Source organism: Pedobacter polysacchareus (assembly GCF_019802255.1).
Lineage (GTDB): Bacteria > Bacteroidota > Bacteroidia > Sphingobacteriales > Sphingobacteriaceae > Pedobacter > Pedobacter polysacchareus.
This window is the reverse complement of record NZ_JAHYSS010000002.1, coordinates 235,650-252,215: the sequence shown is the minus strand read 5'-3', so window position 1 is coordinate 252,215 and position 16,566 is coordinate 235,650. Positions and strand designations below refer to the sequence as shown.

At 40.3% G+C, this 16,566-nt stretch carries 15 protein-coding genes; 2 read left to right on the top strand and 13 right to left on the bottom strand.

Annotated elements, in window-relative coordinates:
* Nucleotides 1–2: 2 nt before the first annotated feature.
* The 10 genes from murD to gap form a co-directional block, all read right to left on the bottom strand.
* Nucleotides 3–1,346, bottom strand: a complete 1,344-nt coding sequence (murD, locus tag K7X70_RS04940; protein ID WP_222536017.1) for a UDP-N-acetylmuramoyl-L-alanine--D-glutamate ligase — start codon at nt 1,344–1,346, stop codon at nt 3–5.
* Complete coding sequence (gene mraY / locus K7X70_RS04935) at nt 1,346–2,593, bottom strand: phospho-N-acetylmuramoyl-pentapeptide-transferase (protein ID WP_062547099.1); 1,248 nt, start codon at nt 2,591–2,593, stop codon at nt 1,346–1,348. The genes murD and mraY overlap by 1 nt, the downstream gene beginning before the upstream one ends.
* Nucleotides 2,593–4,050, bottom strand: a complete 1,458-nt coding sequence (locus K7X70_RS04930; protein WP_222536016.1) for a UDP-N-acetylmuramoyl-L-alanyl-D-glutamate--2,6-diaminopimelate ligase — start codon at nt 4,048–4,050, stop codon at nt 2,593–2,595. The genes mraY and K7X70_RS04930 overlap by 1 nt, the downstream gene beginning before the upstream one ends.
* Before the next feature lies 1 nt (nt 4,051).
* Nucleotides 4,052–6,154, bottom strand: a complete 2,103-nt coding sequence (locus K7X70_RS04925; protein ID WP_222536015.1) for a penicillin-binding protein — start codon at nt 6,152–6,154, stop codon at nt 4,052–4,054.
* Nucleotides 6,144–6,566, bottom strand: a complete 423-nt coding sequence (locus K7X70_RS04920) for an FtsL-like putative cell division protein (protein WP_222536014.1) — start codon at nt 6,564–6,566, stop codon at nt 6,144–6,146. Before K7X70_RS04920 ends, K7X70_RS04925 begins: the two co-directional genes overlap by 11 nt.
* The gene (rsmH, locus tag K7X70_RS04915; protein ID WP_062547095.1) at nt 6,563–7,468 is read right to left on the bottom strand and encodes a 16S rRNA (cytosine(1402)-N(4))-methyltransferase RsmH; all 906 of its coding nucleotides are present in this window, start codon (nt 7,466–7,468) and stop codon (nt 6,563–6,565) included. Before rsmH ends, K7X70_RS04920 begins: the two co-directional genes overlap by 4 nt.
* Entirely contained in the window at nt 7,458–7,931 is a 474-nt protein-coding gene (mraZ, locus tag K7X70_RS04910; protein ID WP_222536013.1) for a division/cell wall cluster transcriptional repressor MraZ, read from the bottom strand. Before mraZ ends, rsmH begins: the two co-directional genes overlap by 11 nt.
* Nucleotides 7,932–8,135: 204 nt before the next feature.
* On the bottom strand, nt 8,136–9,329 hold the full coding sequence (locus tag K7X70_RS04905) for a phosphoglycerate kinase (protein ID WP_222536012.1): 1,194 nt from the start codon (nt 9,327–9,329) through the stop codon (nt 8,136–8,138).
* A gap of 94 nt (nt 9,330–9,423) precedes the next feature.
* Nucleotides 9,424–9,852, bottom strand: coding sequence for a GNAT family N-acetyltransferase (locus K7X70_RS04900; RefSeq protein ID WP_222536011.1), 429 nt, complete (start codon nt 9,850–9,852; stop codon nt 9,424–9,426).
* Nucleotides 9,845–10,840, bottom strand: a complete 996-nt coding sequence (gene gap / locus K7X70_RS04895; RefSeq protein ID WP_222536010.1) for a type I glyceraldehyde-3-phosphate dehydrogenase — start codon at nt 10,838–10,840, stop codon at nt 9,845–9,847. Before gap ends, K7X70_RS04900 begins: the two co-directional genes overlap by 8 nt.
* 365 nt (nt 10,841–11,205) lie before the next feature.
* Here gap and K7X70_RS04890 point away from each other — a divergent pair, with 365 nt between their 5' ends.
* Nucleotides 11,206–12,825 (top strand): SprT-like domain-containing protein, encoded by a 1,620-nt coding sequence (locus K7X70_RS04890; protein WP_222536009.1) that lies wholly within the window; start codon nt 11,206–11,208, stop codon nt 12,823–12,825.
* 10 nt (nt 12,826–12,835) lie between these two features.
* Nucleotides 12,836–13,411, top strand: a complete 576-nt coding sequence (locus K7X70_RS04885; protein WP_222536008.1) for a hypothetical protein — start codon at nt 12,836–12,838, stop codon at nt 13,409–13,411.
* 128 nt (nt 13,412–13,539) lie between these two features.
* Here the strand turns inward: K7X70_RS04885 and K7X70_RS04880 are convergent, their stop codons facing one another.
* From K7X70_RS04880 to K7X70_RS04870, 3 genes are all read right to left on the bottom strand, one after another.
* Nucleotides 13,540–14,403: a glycine betaine ABC transporter substrate-binding protein gene (locus tag K7X70_RS04880; RefSeq protein WP_222536007.1), complete on the bottom strand. Its 864-nt coding sequence runs from the start codon at nt 14,401–14,403 to the stop codon at nt 13,540–13,542.
* A gap of 94 nt (nt 14,404–14,497) precedes the next feature.
* A complete protein-coding gene (locus tag K7X70_RS04875; protein WP_222536006.1) occupies nt 14,498–15,325 on the bottom strand; it encodes an ABC transporter permease in 828 nt (275 codons plus the stop codon).
* The gene (locus K7X70_RS04870) at nt 15,325–16,563 is read right to left on the bottom strand and encodes a quaternary amine ABC transporter ATP-binding protein (RefSeq protein WP_222536005.1); all 1,239 of its coding nucleotides are present in this window, start codon (nt 16,561–16,563) and stop codon (nt 15,325–15,327) included. Before K7X70_RS04870 ends, K7X70_RS04875 begins: the two co-directional genes overlap by 1 nt.
* Nucleotides 16,564–16,566: the final 3 nt, after the last annotated feature.

The window sequence follows — 16,566 nt, the reverse complement described above, 5'->3', positions numbered from 1 at the left end:
ACTTATAGTTCTTTCACAGCCATTTTAAACTGATTCCCACGGTCTTCGTAGTTTTTGAACAAATCAAAACTTGCACAGGCCGGTGATAACAGCACCGTATTTCCTTTATTTGCCAAGTGGTAAGCCACCTGAACCGCTTCATTTGCAGAGAAGGTATTGACGATCACTTCTACATCATCTTCAAAAGCCTCATGAATTCTTTTATTGTCTTTACCTAAGCACACGATTGCCCTCACTTTCTCACGAACCAGGTCTTTCAGCATGCTATAGTCATTGCCTTTGTCTACACCGCCCATGATCAGGATCACCCCAGGATTTACACTTTCCAGCGCATACCAGGTAGAATTCACATTGGTCGCTTTAGAATCGTTGATATACTCCACGCCGGAGATTTTACCGACATGTTCCAAACGATGTTCCACATTTTTGAAGTCACTCATGCTCTCACGAATCACGGAATTTTTAATATCCAATATTTTCGCAACTATGCCCGCAGCCATAGAATTATAAACATTATGCTTGCCTTGTAAAGCTAATTCTGTGATCGACATGGTTAATTCCTCTTTTAAGTTAATGTTGATGTGTAGGTTATTGCCTTCCAGGTAAGCGCCATTTTCAATCTTTTTACGGATAGAAAAAGCCAACTTCCCTGAATTGATTTTGACAGACTTCATGGCTTTTAAAGTCTCGTCATCATCAGCACAATAAATGAAAACATCATCACTCTGCTGATTTTGAGTGATTCGCAATTTCGAGGCTGCATAATTACTCAGTTTATAATCGTACCGGTCCAAATGATCCGGCGTAATGTTTAATAAAATGGAGATATCGGCTCTGAATTCATACATATCGTCCAACATGAAGCTGGAAATTTCCAATACGTAATAGTCAAAATCAGCCGTGGCAACTAATGCTGCAAAGCTGTTTCCAATATTCCCTGCCAGGGCAACGTTCAACCCAGCATTTTTCAAAATGTGGTACGTCAACAAGGAAGTCGTTGTTTTACCATTTGATCCAGTGATGCAGATCGTTTTTGCCTTGGTATATCTTTTCGCGAATTCAATTTCCGAGATCACAGCCGTACCTTTTGCTTTCAGCGCTTTGATCATTGGAGCCGTTTCCGGAATTCCAGGGCTCTTCACCACCTCTACTGCATTTAAGATCAGTTCAGCCGTATGCTGCTTTTCTTCAAAGGCGATATTCAGTTCCTGCAAACGTTCTTTATACTGCGAAGGGATAGCACCTAGATCAGATACAAAAACATCAAATCCCTGTTTCTGTGCTAACATTGCTGCACCTACACCGCTTTCTCCGGCTCCTAAAACGACTATCCTTTGCTTTTCCATTATCGAAGTTTTAAAGTGATAATTGTAATGATGGCCAATAAAATTCCAATAATCCAGAACCGTGTCACGATTTTAGCTTCATGGTATCCTTTTTTCTGATAGTGGTGGTGTAAAGGAGACATCAAAAATACCCTTTTCCCCTCTCCAAACCGCTTTTTTGTATATTTAAAATAGCTCACCTGAATGATCACCGACAAGTTTTCAATCAGGAATACGCCGCATAAAACCGGGATCAATAATTCTTTACGGATCATTATCGCAAAAGCAGCGATGATTCCACCGATGGCCAGACTTCCGGTATCTCCCATAAACACCTGTGCAGGGTAGGAATTATACCATAAAAAGCCAACACAGGCACCCACAAAGGCACCAGCAAAGATCATCAGCTCCCCTGAATTGGGGATATACATGATGTTCAGGTAATCGGCAATCACGGTATTACCCGACACATAAGCCAGCAGGCCTAAGGTAATCCCGATGATGGCAGAAGTTCCTGTGGCCAATCCATCAATCCCATCTGTGATATTTGCTCCATTGGATACCGCGGTCACAATAATGACTACGAAAAACAAGAATACAAATACCGAATATTTCTCATAGCCTTCTCCTAAAAACTTCAGGACTTTAGCGTAATCAAACTCATTATTTTTGTAAAAAGGAACATTCGTCAAGGTAGATTTCACATCCTGTGTATAGTAAAAACTCTCTCCTTTTTGTCGCAGTACCATTGGCGCAGTCGCATTGGTAATACCTGATTCATCTACCGTCTGACGTACTACAATATTAGGATTGAAATACATCGTCCATCCGATAATCAAAGCCAGACCAACTTGTCCGACAATCTTAAACCTACCTGCTAAACCTTCTTTGTTTTTTCTGAAAACCTTGATATAATCATCTACAAAACCGATCACTCCCATCCAAACGGTGGTGATGATCATCAGCAATACATAAATATTAGAAAGATTGGCCAGTAATAAAGTAGGCACCAAAATCCCTAACAGGATCATGATTCCACCCATTGTTGGCGTTCCTTGTTTCTGCATTTGACCTTCTAAACCTAGGTTTCTCACGGTTTCCCCCACCTGCATTTTCTGCAGATAGTTGATAATAGCACGGCCAAAAACAGTGGTAATGATTAAGGAAATAATGATCGCTAAGGAAGTACGGAAAGTGATGTATTGAAACAACCTTAATCCCGGAAAATCGTAATGTGCGTTTAGGTATTCGAATAAATAATATAACATTAGCTGATCAAGTTTAATTGTTCCATTAATATTTCCTTATCATCGAAATGATACCTCACGCCATTGATTTCCTGATACTTCTCATGCCCTTTTCCAGCCAGCAGGATAATATCTCCTGGTTTTGCTAAATGGCAAGCCGTTTTAATCGCTTCTCTTCTATCTACTATGCTCAACGTCTTCCTTTTATTTGTTGGCGATACGCCCTTTTCCATTTCCTCTACTATCGTTTGCGGGTTTTCCGACCTTGGGTTGTCCGAAGTCAGGATCACCTTATCACTCCAATCGCAGGCCACTTGTGCCATAATTGGACGTTTTGTTTTATCTCTATCGCCACCACAACCTATGATCGTAATCACCTGTTCTGTGCCTTTTCTAATGTCAGCGATGGTACTCAATACATTCTGCACCGCATCTGGTGTATGTGCATAATCTACAATACCGATGATCTGGTTACTCGAAGTGATGTAATCAAACCTTCCTTCAGCTCCGGTAAGGTTGCTCAATGCGGTTAATGCTTCCAGTTTATCTTCGCCCAACAATACTGCAGTACCGTAAACGGCAAGCAGGTTGTATGCGTTGAAGGAACCTACCAGTTTAAAGAATACATCTGCCTGATCTATTTCCAGATGTAAACCATTGAAACTATTTTCTACCACTCTCGCTTTAAAATCAGCCAGCTGTTTTAAAGCATAAGTCATTTTTGTTGCTTTGGTATTCTGCAGCATCACCATTCCGTTTCTATCGTCCAGATTGGTCAATGCAAAAGCACCTGCCGGCAATCCATCAAAAAATGCTTTTTTAGCTTTAATGTAATTGTCGAAAGTTTTATGGAAGTCTAAATGGTCATGACTGATGTTCGAAAACACACCGCCTACAAAATCTAAACCTTCGATACGGTGTTGCACTACGGCATGAGAACTCACTTCCATAAAGCAATATTCACAGCCAGCATCCACCATTTTCTGCAGCAATTCATTTAAGGCAATTGGATTTGGGGTCGTATGTGTAGCCGGAATTACCACATCATCAATATGGTTCTGTACGGTAGAAATCAATCCTACATGATAGCCCAGCGTACGGAAAAGCTTAAACAAGATCGTTGCGATCGTCGTTTTACCATTTGTCCCGGTAATGCCCACCAATTTCAATTTCGAAGAAGGGTTACCATAATAATTAGCAGCCATTTCTCCTAAGGCTACCGAACTATTGTCTACCTGTATATAAACTACTCCTGGAACGGTCTGTGCAGGAATCTGCTCACACACAATCACCGAAGCACCTGCCTGTATTGTATTTTCAATATATTTATGACCATCTGAAAGCGTTCCTTTAATGGCAAAGAACACCGCATCTTTAATCACCTGACGGGAATCAAAAACAAGCGCAGTGATCTCCCTATTGGTAGATCCAACCAGGTTTGTTATTGCGATTCCATATAAAACGTCTTGTAATTGCATATTATCTTAATTCTAAATCTACTCCTAATCCTCTACCTATTTTACTGCCGGAAGGAATCGACTGACTAAACACCTTTCCACTTCCAAACACTCTTGTTTTCAAACCTGCATTTCCTAAAAGGTATAGGGCATCTTTCAGTCCCATTCCATTTACGTTAGGCATTACTCCTTTTACGGAATTATATTCTTCATAAGCGACCCCGTTATTGGTATCCACGCTATTGAAATATTCAGACTTAGCTGCGTATAAAGATTTGATGCCAAAAGCACTGTATACTTTCTTTACTGCTTTGCTTTGTCCCGATTTTGCTTCAGGATTTTTGGTATTGCCTACCAGGTGATCCTGAACATTGTTGTACATCTGGATGTCACTTGCGTAAATACGATCTGCAATTTCTTTAAATACCGGGCCCGCTACTGTTGCTCCATAATAACCGTTTTTCGGACCATTGATGGATACCATAATCGAGTATTTAGGCTTATCCGCAGGGAAATAACCGCAGAACGAGGCTTGATAACTTCTTTTTGCTCTATATCCTTTATTGCCATCTGCTACCTGTGCGGTTCCTGTTTTTCCAGCAACGCGATAAAAAGGAGAGCCCATTAACTTACCGGTACCTTTGGTCACCACTGATTCCAGCATGGCTTGTAATTTTTTCACTGTTTTGTCCGAACAAATCTGTTCGCTGATCACTCTGGCATGGAATTGCTCAATCGGATTGCCTAATCTTCTGATCTCTTTCACAAAAATTGGAGAGATGTATTTCCCATTATTCGCAACCGCATTATAAAAGGCCAGAATTTGTAATGGTGTAATCTGCATCTCATAACCATAAGCCATCTGCGCCAAAGTCAGGTTCTTGTTCCAGCTTCTGTTCGATGGATTCTTGATCACTGGCTGTGCTTCCCCAGGAATCTGTAATCCCAGTTTCTTGTTCATGTGGATATCGTACAAATGATCCGTAAACTGTGCAGGGTTGTCTTTATAATGCGTATTTACCAGTTTAGCAATCGCTGTATTTGCCGATTGCTCAAATGCTTTCATCACCGTTACTACACCAATACCACCATGTGAATCCTTAATCGTATGTCCCGGAACACGGTAAAAACCATCACCAGTATCTACCAAAGTGTTCGTATCTACTTTTTTATCCTCCAGCAATGCCATGTATGAAGCCAGTTTAAAGGTAGATCCTGGATCCTGACTGCCACCAATAGCATAGTTAAATTTCTCTTCATAAACCCCTTCTGATACCCTGGTATAATTGGCTACGGCTCTCACCTCACCAGTGTTGACCTCCATCAGGATCACCGTACCATGGTCTGCATCACTTAGTTTCAGCTGTCTCTCTAATGCGGTTTGCGCTAAATCCTGCATATTAATGTCGATGGTAGAAATGATATCTGCACCTTCTTTAGGAGCTACCTCTGCTTCATCATTTACTGGCATCCATACGCCACCGGCAATACGCTGTACCAGTCGTTTTCCACTTTCACCATTGATGTAATTGCCATAAGCACCTTCCAGACCTACACCATTGGCCACATTTTCATTTTTATAACCAATTGTTCTGGAAGCCAAAAACTTAAATGGTTTAATCCTTTTGTTTTGCTGCACAGCAATCAGACCTCCAGAATATTTTCCGATATTATATAGCGGAAACGTTCTGATGATTTTCAATTCCTGATAACCTACTTTACGTTTGATCAGCAGGTAACGTGAGCTATCCTGTCTGGCTGAACGCAGGTAACGCGAATATTCTTTAGGGCTTTTATCCTTAAAGAATTCCGATAATTTCATGGCTAAAGAATCCACTTTTCCGAAGAACACCTTGTTGTCGTCAATCCCACCAGCAAACAAATCCATTCTCAATTCATATTCAGGAATAGAGGTAGCCAGCAGACTTCCGTCTGAAGAATAAATATTTCCACGAGCCGCTTCCACATTGATATACTTAGTAGAGAGGCTGTCGGCCATGGCACGCCACTTATGCCCCTCTACAAATTGTACATCGCATAGTCTGACCAATACTGCTACGGCAAGCAGTACAATCAGTCCAAATGACAGATAAACACGTAATAATATGTTTGCTCTAATGTTCATTAGCGTTTATAACAATTTTTTTAGGGGGCTCGGTTAATTCCTTTATCCCCAGGGTATCTACTTTTTTAGCAACTTCAGTCAGCTTACTTTTGAACATTAAATCAGCTTTCAGCGATTTATATTCCCAGCTCAACTCTTTTACTTCTTTATTTAACTTGTCAATATTCCTTATGTTCTTCACTGCCATGTGACTGTTTGCGATGTAAAGCATACACAAAACCGACAAAAACAGTAAAAACGGTAACATATCTGTTGCCGCTTCCTTGGTTACTACCCCTTCGGTAAATAACTTCTTAAAGAACGCTTTACCACTCTCAGGCTCCCTATTCTTCCTTCTGGGTTTCTTAATCTGAATTTCTTCAGATCCCAGTTCATCCTCTTCTTCTATATTTTGCCTGAACTGGTTACTCATAATCTTTCTCCAATTCTAAGCTTCGCACTCCTTGCGCGGCTGTTGCGTTCCAACTCTTCGTCGTCTGCAATCACCGCTTTTCTGGTGATGACTTTAAATGGTTTTTCTTCATTACCATAAAAATCTTTCTCCACTTCTCCTCTGAACTTCCCTTTAGCCAGAAAACTTTTAACTGGTCTATCTTCCAATGAATGGTAAGACATCACTACCAAACGACCACCTGGTTTCAGGATATCAGCTGTTTGCATTAAAAAATTCTCTAACACTTCAATTTCTTTGTTTACTTCAATGCGTAAAGCCTGAAAAACCTGAGCCATGTACTTGTTTTCCTTCCCTTTAGGGATATGAGCACCAGCAGCTTTCTTAAAATCCGCAAGGGTTTTAATAGGTTGCTCCACACGACCGGTCACTACCGCACGCGCCAGCGACTTTGCATTTTTCACTTCGCCATAAATGCCAAAAATCTTGTGTAGTTTATCTTCTGCATAGGTATTCAAAACATCGGCAGCCGTTAGCGCACCTTGTTTGTCCATACGCATATCCAGGTCAGATTCAAATCTGGTAGAGAAACCACGCTCTGGAACATCAAACTGATGTGAAGAAACGCCTAGATCAGCTAAAATGCCATCTACCGCTTTATAACCCAGCAAGCGCAGGTTATTTTTGATAAAGGCAAAATTCTGGTCTACAAAAATGAAACGTGGATCATCAATTTTATTGCGCTGTGCATCAGGATCCTGATCGAAGGCGATCAAAACTCCGTCTTTTCCTAAATGCTTTAATATTTCTCTTGAATGTCCGCCACCACCAAAGGTAACGTCCACATATACGCCATCGGGTTTGATATTCAAACCATCGATACATTCTTTCAACATGACAGGAATGTGGTAATTATTCTCCATCGCTCCTCCTATTTTTATTACCCATTACTTCTTCTGCAAGTTTTGAAAAGTCAGCCGGTTCATGATCAAACAAAGCATCATATCCTTTTTTCGACCATACCTCAATCTTATCAAACTGACAAGCCAAAACCAACTCTGTGTTGATTTCTATGCCTACAGATTCCAATAATGATTTTGGTAAATTAACCCTTCCTGCTGCATCTAACGTCAATTCCGTAGCGCCGCGCGTGAAGTATCGAATAAATTCTCTGTTTTTTTGTTCGTATGGATTCAACTTACTCAACTCTTCCACTATTCCTTCCCATACTTTTTTAGGATAGATCACCAGGTGTTTTTCAAAACCCCTATTGATCACAAGTCCCTCAACCTCAACATTAGGCAATTGTTTTTTCAGAGACGAAGGAACCATCAAGCGGCCTTTCGCATCCAATTTACAATCAAACTCTCCTAACAGTTGAACCATTTCTTTATGTGGTCTTTATAATGTAGTGTAAAAATAGATATTTCTACCACTTTTTACCACATTCTACCACAAAAAATTATCCACATAATTCATACCACTTTTTTTGTGCCTTGATGGGATCGAAAACACAGTAAATGAGGTGGTAAAAAAAACAGGCGCTTCACAAAATCGCGCAGCGCCTGTCTATTTTTTCATACGAAAAGACTAGTCATTGATGGCTTTTACACCTGGCAATTCTTTACCTTCCATGTACTCCAATAATGCACCACCACCGGTAGAAACATAGCTGACTTTATCCTCTAAATTGAATTTTGCGATGGCCGCAGCAGAATCTCCGCCACCAATCAATGAAAACGCGCCATTATCCTGAGTAGCAGCTACAACCGCGTCAGCGATCGCACGTGTTCCTTGCTCGAAGTTTGCCATTTCGAAAACACCCATCGGGCCATTCCAAAGCAAAGTTTTCGAACCTTTGATCACTTCAGAAAATAAAGCAATCGTTTTTGGACCGATATCTAAGCCCATCCAGTCTGCCGGAATGCAACCTGTATCCACGTTTTTCTTCTCTGCTTCATTAGAGAATTTATCCGCGATCACCGTGTCTAAAGGAAGGTATAAATTCACCCCTTTAGCTTTCGCTTTATCCAGCAATTCCAGGCAAAGCGCCATCCTATCTTCCTCTAAAAGAGAAGTACCGATTTCGCCGCCCTGAGCTTTCGCAAAAGTATAAGCCATACCACCACCGATGATCAGGTTATCTACTTTATCCAGCAGGCTTTCGATCAATAAAATCTTATCCGACACTTTCGCGCCACCCATGATCGCAGTAAAAGGTTTCACCGCGCCATCGTTTACTTTCTCCGCATTTTTAAGCTCTTCAGCCATCAAATAACCGAAGTATTTATCATTCGGAAAGAATTCAGCGATGATTGCTGTAGAGGCATGTGCACGGTGTGCAGTACCAAAAGCATCATTCACATATACATCTCCAAGTTTCGATAATTTCTCTGCGAAATCACGATCTCCTTTTTCTTCTTCTTTGTAAAAACGAAGGTTTTCCAATAGCAAAACTTGCCCTGGCTCCAGGTTTTTAGCTTTGTCTGCAGCCTCTTCTCCAATACAATCATTTGCAAACTTCACTTCCAGGTCTAACATTCTGGAAAGGTCACCTAAGATGTGTTTCAAAGAAAATTTGTCATCTGGTCCGTTTTTTGGACGACCTAAATGAGACATCAGGATTACTGAACCACCATCATTCAAAATCTTGGTAATGGTTGGCAATGCAGCACGCATTCTTTTGTCATCAGTAATGTTAAATTCAGCATCCAAAGGCACATTAAAATCTACCCTGACTAAAGCTTTCTTATCTTTAAAATTACACTGGTCTATTGTTCTCATTATTGTTATTGTTTAGATATTATTGGTTTTGAATGATCAGCTTAAAAAAAAAGCTTTAAATTATTTACGCTACGCTATTTGGTTCAAATGAGCTTTACAGCTTTCTGAGCATGTCAAAATGAGGTCCTACACCTGGTACTTCAAACTCTTCAGAAATGAATACAAACCCCAGCTTCTCATAAAAAGCAGTCGCAGAACTACGCGCGTTGCACCAAATATAAGCAGCATTAGCTGATGTCAGCTCATCAATTGCAAATTTTATCAGCTTTGCGCCATATCCTTTTCCAGCAAAGGCCGGATCAGAAGCCATGCCGCGTAAACGAAATCCTCCTGAACCTTGTTCGGAACGATCCTCTGGGAAAAATGTAGCTACGGTAACTAGTTTTTCTCCTTCAAAACAGCCCAGGTGAAAAACACCTTCCTGATGATCCTGAGGGAAAATACACTGCTCATAAGGCATTCCATTCCTTAGTACTAAGCTTCTCAAAGGTAGCGTCTCTGCTGCTGTAATTCTCTTAATCATGTATTGCTGCAATTTTTAGTACCAGATCTACCAAACGATTAGAATATCCAGATTCGTTATCATACCAACCCACCACTTTCACCATATCGCCAACAATGGAGGTCAACTGTGCATCAAAGATGCAGGAATGTGAATTGTCTAGAATATCAACGGAAACTATAGGGTCTTCGGTATATTCCACCAGCCCTTTTAATTCATTTTCTGATGCTTTTTTGAATGCGGCATTGATTTCTTCAATCGTGGTTGGTGTTTTCAGCAGACAAGTAAAATCAGTTAAGGAACCGTTCAACACCGGAACCCTGATTCCTGCACCGCCCAATTTCCCTTCCAGATGAGGAAAAATATTCGTGATCGCTTTTGCCGCTCCTGTACTCGTTGGAATAATGGAAGCCGAAGCCGCTCTTGCTCTTCTTAAATCTTTATGAGGCCCATCATGCAGGTTCTGATCACCAGTCATGGAGTGGATCGTAGTAATATATCCTTCCAAAACTCCCCAGTTGTCGTCCAGGATTTTCACCATGGGCGCCACATTATTTGTGGTACAAGAAGCATTAGACAGAATGGGCGACTTCAAATCGATATGCGTTTCGTTCACGCCCAATACCACCATAGGAATATCTTTATCCGCAGCCGGTGCTGAAATCAACACCTGTTTCGCACCAGCCTGCAAGTGCAGATCCGCTCCTGCTCTGCTGGTAAATTTACCAGTAGATTCTAAAACCAGGTCGATTCCAAGTTCCGCCCAAGGCAATTCTGCCGGATTAGACTTTGCATAAACCTGGATTTTCTTTCCATTCACAATTAAAGCATCAGCTTCAAAGCTGACTGTACCCTTAAATCCACGGTGAACCGTATCGTATTTGAATAAATGCGCGAGTGTTGCCGGATCTCCGAGGTCATTGATGGCCACAACATTGATGTTTTTTTCGATGGCACTGCGTAAAAAAATACGGCCGATTCTACCAAAACCATTAATTGCTATTTTCATTTGAAAATGTTAGTTATCGATGTTCTTGTTGGTTATTTTGTTGGTTGCAATACTGGTCCATCCCGCTAATTGTTATTGGCGATCTTCCTTCATTGCGGGCATAAATTCATGGCTCAGCTACAGCAGCTCCAAACCCTTGAAATCATGGGGCAAAAGTACCTATATTCTACGTAGAACAGTGATATTTTTAATACAGAATCTTAAAAATTATGTCATGTTTATCTGGCGAAAAGACTGGCTGTAAGTTTAAATGAGTTGAAGTAAAATTAACAACGTAGTCCTTCAGATAAACAAAAATTTCAAAAAAAATCTTTAATTAATAATAATAACAATAATTTACGATTAGAACCAAAAAAAACACCTTCATGAAAAAAAACAAAACAAAAGGATGGACAACTCTATTACTTTTCCTTAATTTATTGCTTTTTGGATGTAAAAAAGAAATAATTTCCCCAAACACAACAAATAGAATAAGCATAAATGAAGCTAAAAGCTATTTTCAAGATCACGTAGTCCCAAATAGTAGGCTAACGGCTGAAACACTAAGATCATATAAAGGACTTACAGCTGGGGATCTAATATTAAATAATAATGTAAATGACCTTCTGTACAAAGAGCCCTTATGGAATAAAGCCACTTACAAGGGGGTGAATAATGGTACTGCAGTTGCTATACCTATAAAGTTTAGATTAAAATCTTTTCTAAGAGTAGGGGAAAATGAAACTGTTAATTTTGATGAATTGAACTACCTTTTAATTACAAAAAAAGACAACAATGAGCTAACTGCAGACTGGGTCACCTTATATCCTGATGTAGAGTGGCTACGAGGAAAGAGAGAGAAATATATAGGAAGAATTAAAATAGCTGATTGGGATGGAAATTTAAAAAAGACCTACTCATATCATAAAAATGGGGAAGTTTATACATCAGATTTCTCTAATGGAGATTTATCAAGAAATCAGACAAGCTCTACGAACTGGACTCAAAAGAAACAAACTGTTCTTGATAAAAAAGTTCCAAACCTAATGGCTTTAGGAGATGATAATATTGGTAGGATGTACAAGGATAATGATGGTAATTGTTGGATAAATGTTAGAGAAATCCCAACAGTTGATCAAAATGGACACCCTGGAGTCTTACTTCAGCGAAAGCAAATTGACTGTAGCGACCTTTTTCCGGAGCTAAATGATCCAATAGGTACAAACCCAGGTTCAACAATTGGACACCCAGGATCTTCAGGAACGGGACCAGGCTCATCTGGAAACTATACGCCAGAACCATGTAACCCCAATTCAAATTCAAATGGAAGTTCCCCTACCTCTGGTTCAAGTGGTCCTGCCCCATGTCTTCCACCTGTAATTTTGATAGACGATTTAGAAGAAATCAAAAATGAAATTAAGGACCCATGCTTAAATACAACCATTACTGAAGCACTTAATGACAATAAGGATGTAAAAGGATTCATGGCAGACCTTTTAAATAGATATTCAGGTAAAAATAATGGTATAATCATAAATATAAAAGACATGAATGTAGGGAAACCCGCTCAAACCAAAGCCACGATATACCCTGAAAAGAATCAGTTTGAGGCTGATATCACTCTAAATTCGGATTATTTTAAAGACAGTTCAAAAGAATTTGTAGTTTCCAGCTTAATTCACGAAATGGTTCATGCTTATCTATTAGAGACAAATAGCACTTATAGAGATCAGCCTAAAGAACAACAACACAACTTTATGTTTAGTAACTTCGCAAAAGACATAGCAGGGTACCTGACCAGCAAATACAACATGCCGAGTAACGATGCCTGGAGCTTAGCATGGTCTGGAATGGGGGATGTTTTTCAAAATGCCGCTGACGATGAAAGATTTGAAACTAATCCGGGAGAAACTTTAAGTAAAAGCGAAATTACAAATGCATATCTTCCATATAATAGTACAGGCGATCCATCATCTAAGGGCATACCTAATTGTCCTAATCAATAAAACTGAATACATGAAAAAATCAATCTTCATCATTGTGCTGTTTTGCACAAATACCTTGATCACTAATGCGCAGTCCAGAGAAAAAACTATAAAGAAATATTTTGACATGAATCCAGTTGAATTTAAAAACCAAAAGGACTCGGTCAACGATCTCATCAGCAGATATTTTTCGGCTACTGATGTAGATTATGAGGGGAAGCTTAAAGATTCTGTCGCATTATATACCTTTGCCATTGAACTGAATGTAGTCAAACAAAAGGATAGCACTTTAGTTAAAAGCATAAATGTGAATGACAGCATCGCGAAGGTTTTATATAAAGATTTTGATTTCTTAAAATACATTAACTTCTCTTCTGTACTAAAGGAAAAAAAGGAAGCGATCCTGGTGATCCCGGTAGCCATACAGATTGCCTGGGTCAATAAGCCAACCACAGCAACAGCTATGCTGAAGGTTGGGAATGGTGAAATTCTAAATAGAATAGCTGCCATGTTTAATTTGGATTATAAACGAAAGAAGACAAAGACCGAGCATTTTATTTATTTGACCCCGATCTTACATTTAACAGGAACGATCGTTTACGATTAAGCTGATCAGCTTAAGTATAACTCAACAGCATATATAAAAATGTAGAGATGCTATAAACCAGCAGCGGCCGCATCATCAAATGATACGGCCGCTGCTGCTAAATGTGTTTTATGAGGATAACGCTTACATTACTCCGCGTCTGATTTTATAAAAGAACGCAATTGCATTTCCAGTTCCTGGTGTTTAGCCAACCACTCCACAACCGCTACTTTTTCATTCGTATTACTTTCCAAAGCGGCCATTAAAGAACTTAGTTCTGCTTCATCCAGCTGGAAGTTTCTAAAAAATTCTGCCACCTTCGGCTTAGCTGCTACAAAATGTTTATTGGCTACCGTTTGAATCGATTCTACCGCACCAAAAACAGCTTTCGGATCATTTAAGAACTTTAATTTATAAGTACTGAAGATGTAATGTGGTGCCCATCCTGTGATCACGAGTGGCGCTTTCGCATCAATACTTTTCTTCAATACGGCTAGCATAGCTGCCTCACTTGAGGACTGTAATTCTAATTTCAGCTCGTAATCTTTAATGGCTTGTTCTGTCTTATTCATAATTCCAGCGCCGGCATCAATCCCAACGATTTTACCGTTAAAAAGCTTCGCATTTACGTTTAGATCTTCAATACTGCTGATCTTTACATATTCTGGAACCACAAAACCAATCCTTGCATTTTTAAAATTCGTTCCTAAAACTTCCAGGTTTGCACCAAATTTATCCAGGTATTCTTTATGCGTTACCGGCATCCAGGTATCCAGGAAAACATCGGCATCACCGCCGGCTACGGCTGCAAAAACAGGTGCTACATCCGCGTTTTTCAGCGCTACGGTATAACCTTCCTTTTCCAATAAAACTTTCGACAATTGTGTCATTGCCACCCCTTCTGCCCAGTTTACATAGGCAATCGTTACTTTTTTATCATCATTGGTTTTTCCGCAGGAAGCGATGGCACCAATTACCAATGCGATCAATATACTACCAAATATTTTTTTCATGTTATCTTATTTTATGATGTTGTACTAATTTTCAATATTCATTCAGGAAGCCCGGTCTATAGCATCCTTTGTGTTTAACCGTTATTTCCTAAGCTTAAACCTTAACTGGTTTCTTTACGCCAAACGACTGTGTAATCCTGTCCAGGATCACAGCCAGAATCACTACAGCGATCCCACCTTCAAAACCTAAACCGATTTTCAGCTGCGTAATTCCTTTCAATACCACCTCACCTAATCCACCAGCTGCAATCATTGCAGAGATCACAACCATAGAAAGTGCCATCATAATGGTTTGATTTACGCCAGCCAGGATGGTTGGTAATGCCAGCGGCAATTCTACTTTAAAAAGCAGCTGACGAGGCGTTGCACCAAATGAACGCGTAGCCTCTACGATAGAAGCAGGCACCTGACTAATCCCTAACGTGGTTAATCTAACTGCGGGTGGCATCGCAAAGATCACCGTTGCAAAAGCACCAGGCACCTTACCTAAGCCAAAGAACAGCACCGCAGGAATCAGGTAAACGAACGCAGGCATGGTTTGCATTAAATCCAGGACCGGACGGATGATTTTTCCGGCCATCGGATTTTTAGCGGCCCAGATACCCAGTGGAACACCCATCAGCAAGGCGATAAAAGCCGCAGATAGAATCAGTGCCAGTGTGGCCATCGTCTGGTCCCAATAGCCCATTCCCCAAATCAAGCCGAGTCCCAGAATAGTAAAGACCGTTACGCCCCAACCTGTACGTTTCCAGGCTAGAAATGCAATTAAAGCGATCACGATGTAAAACGGAGGAAACATCAGTACCCATTCTACCGAATTAACGACAGATTCTACCACTATTTTGATCAGGTTAAAAAACGTCCCAAAGTTGAGTGTCAGCCAGTTTATAAATTGTTCTATGTATGTCCCTATATGTATCATTAAATAATTTCTTTTTGAAGGTGATCAATTGTGTTTCCAGTGGCGCTTTCCCAGCTTGTACCCGTTGTTTCAATTAACAGGGAAGTTTGGGATACGATTCCAATCAGTTTATTTGTTTTTTCGTCTACTACAGGCACCGCTCTGCCGTTTTCAGCAATATATGGCAGCATCTGCTCTACGGTTGTCTCCGGATAAGCCACAGGAATATCCTTGATGATTGCTTTTTCAATGGTATGCTCTTTTTGTGCTTTCAGCTCTAGCAGATCCTTCAGGTATACAAAACCCAGGAAATGTTTATCCACGGATACTGCTGGTAAAGAGGTCAATCCGGAAATACGCATTTTTCGCAAACTACCTTCTACCCCATCCTTTTTGAAAATAGCTACGGTTGGTTTTTCAAAAAGCAGACTGGCGGCAGTGATGATTGATTTACGGTCTACTTTCTCAACGAAAGAAGCCACGTAATCTGTTGCCGGATTGGTTAAAATATCTTCTGGAGTACCTATTTGTATAATTTCTCCATCTTTCATGATCGCAATGCGATCCCCTAAGCGAATGGCTTCATCCAGATCATGTGTAATAAAAACAATGGTTCTGTGCATTTTCTCCTGCAGATCGATCAGCTCGTCCTGCATTTGCGTACGGATCAGCGGATCCAGTGCAGAAAAGGCTTCATCCATCAATAAAATCTCCGGATCATTGGCTAAAGCTCTGGCTAGACCAACACGCTGCTGCATCCCTCCTGAAAGTTCGCCTGTATGTTGATTTTCATAACCACGAAGGCTCACCAGATCAATCACAGCTTTCGCTTTTTCTTCTCTTTCTGCTTTTGGAATATCTTGCAATTCCAATCCGAATGCTACATTTTCCAATACTGTACGGTGTGGCAGCAGTCCGAAATTTTGAAATACCATCGCCATTTCTTTACGACGAACCGCTTGTAATTCCAGGTCACCCAAAGAGGTAATATTTCTTTGATTTAAAATCACGTTTCCTGCGGTAGGTTCTATTAACCTGTTCAGGCAACGCAATAAACTGGATTTACCACTTCCTGATAATCCCATAATGACAAAAAATTCACCTTCTTCAATTGCGAAGCTGGCATTTTTCACCGCTACTGTGCAACCTGTTTCTTTGAGGATCTCCGCTTTGGATTTCCCTTGCTTCAATAAAGAAAGCGCAGCTTCCTTTTCCTTCCCAAAAATTAGGGTAAGGTCTTCTATTTTAAGTTTAGACATTTT

Excerpts from the sequence above, each read along its gene's own strand:
- murD (WP_222536017.1), bottom strand. The coding sequence starts at position 1,346 with ATGGAAAAGCAAAGGATAGTCGTTTTAGGAGCCGGAGAAAGCGGTGTA.
- mraY (WP_062547099.1), bottom strand. The coding sequence starts at position 2,593 with ATGTTATATTATTTATTCGAATACCTAAACGCACATTACGATTTTCCG.
- K7X70_RS04930 (WP_222536016.1), bottom strand. The coding sequence starts at position 4,050 with ATGCAATTACAAGACGTTTTATATGGAATCGCAATAACAAACCTGGTT.
- K7X70_RS04925 (WP_222536015.1), bottom strand. The coding sequence starts at position 6,154 with ATGAACATTAGAGCAAACATATTATTACGTGTTTATCTGTCATTTGGA.
- K7X70_RS04920 (WP_222536014.1), bottom strand. The coding sequence starts at position 6,566 with ATGAGTAACCAGTTCAGGCAAAATATAGAAGAAGAGGATGAACTGGGA.
- rsmH (WP_062547095.1), bottom strand. The coding sequence starts at position 7,468 with ATGGAGAATAATTACCACATTCCTGTCATGTTGAAAGAATGTATCGAT.
- mraZ (WP_222536013.1), bottom strand. The coding sequence starts at position 7,931 with ATGGTTCAACTGTTAGGAGAGTTTGATTGTAAATTGGATGCGAAAGGC.
- K7X70_RS04905 (WP_222536012.1), bottom strand. The coding sequence starts at position 9,329 with ATGAGAACAATAGACCAGTGTAATTTTAAAGATAAGAAAGCTTTAGTC.
- K7X70_RS04900 (WP_222536011.1), bottom strand. The coding sequence starts at position 9,852 with ATGATTAAGAGAATTACAGCAGCAGAGACGCTACCTTTGAGAAGCTTA.
- gap (WP_222536010.1), bottom strand. The coding sequence starts at position 10,840 with ATGAAAATAGCAATTAATGGTTTTGGTAGAATCGGCCGTATTTTTTTA.
- K7X70_RS04890 (WP_222536009.1), top strand. The coding sequence starts at position 11,206 with ATGAAAAAAAACAAAACAAAAGGATGGACAACTCTATTACTTTTCCTT.
- K7X70_RS04885 (WP_222536008.1), top strand. The coding sequence starts at position 12,836 with ATGAAAAAATCAATCTTCATCATTGTGCTGTTTTGCACAAATACCTTG.
- K7X70_RS04880 (WP_222536007.1), bottom strand. The coding sequence starts at position 14,403 with ATGAAAAAAATATTTGGTAGTATATTGATCGCATTGGTAATTGGTGCC.
- K7X70_RS04875 (WP_222536006.1), bottom strand. The coding sequence starts at position 15,325 with ATGATACATATAGGGACATACATAGAACAATTTATAAACTGGCTGACA.
- K7X70_RS04870 (WP_222536005.1), bottom strand. The coding sequence starts at position 16,563 with ATGTCTAAACTTAAAATAGAAGACCTTACCCTAATTTTTGGGAAGGAA.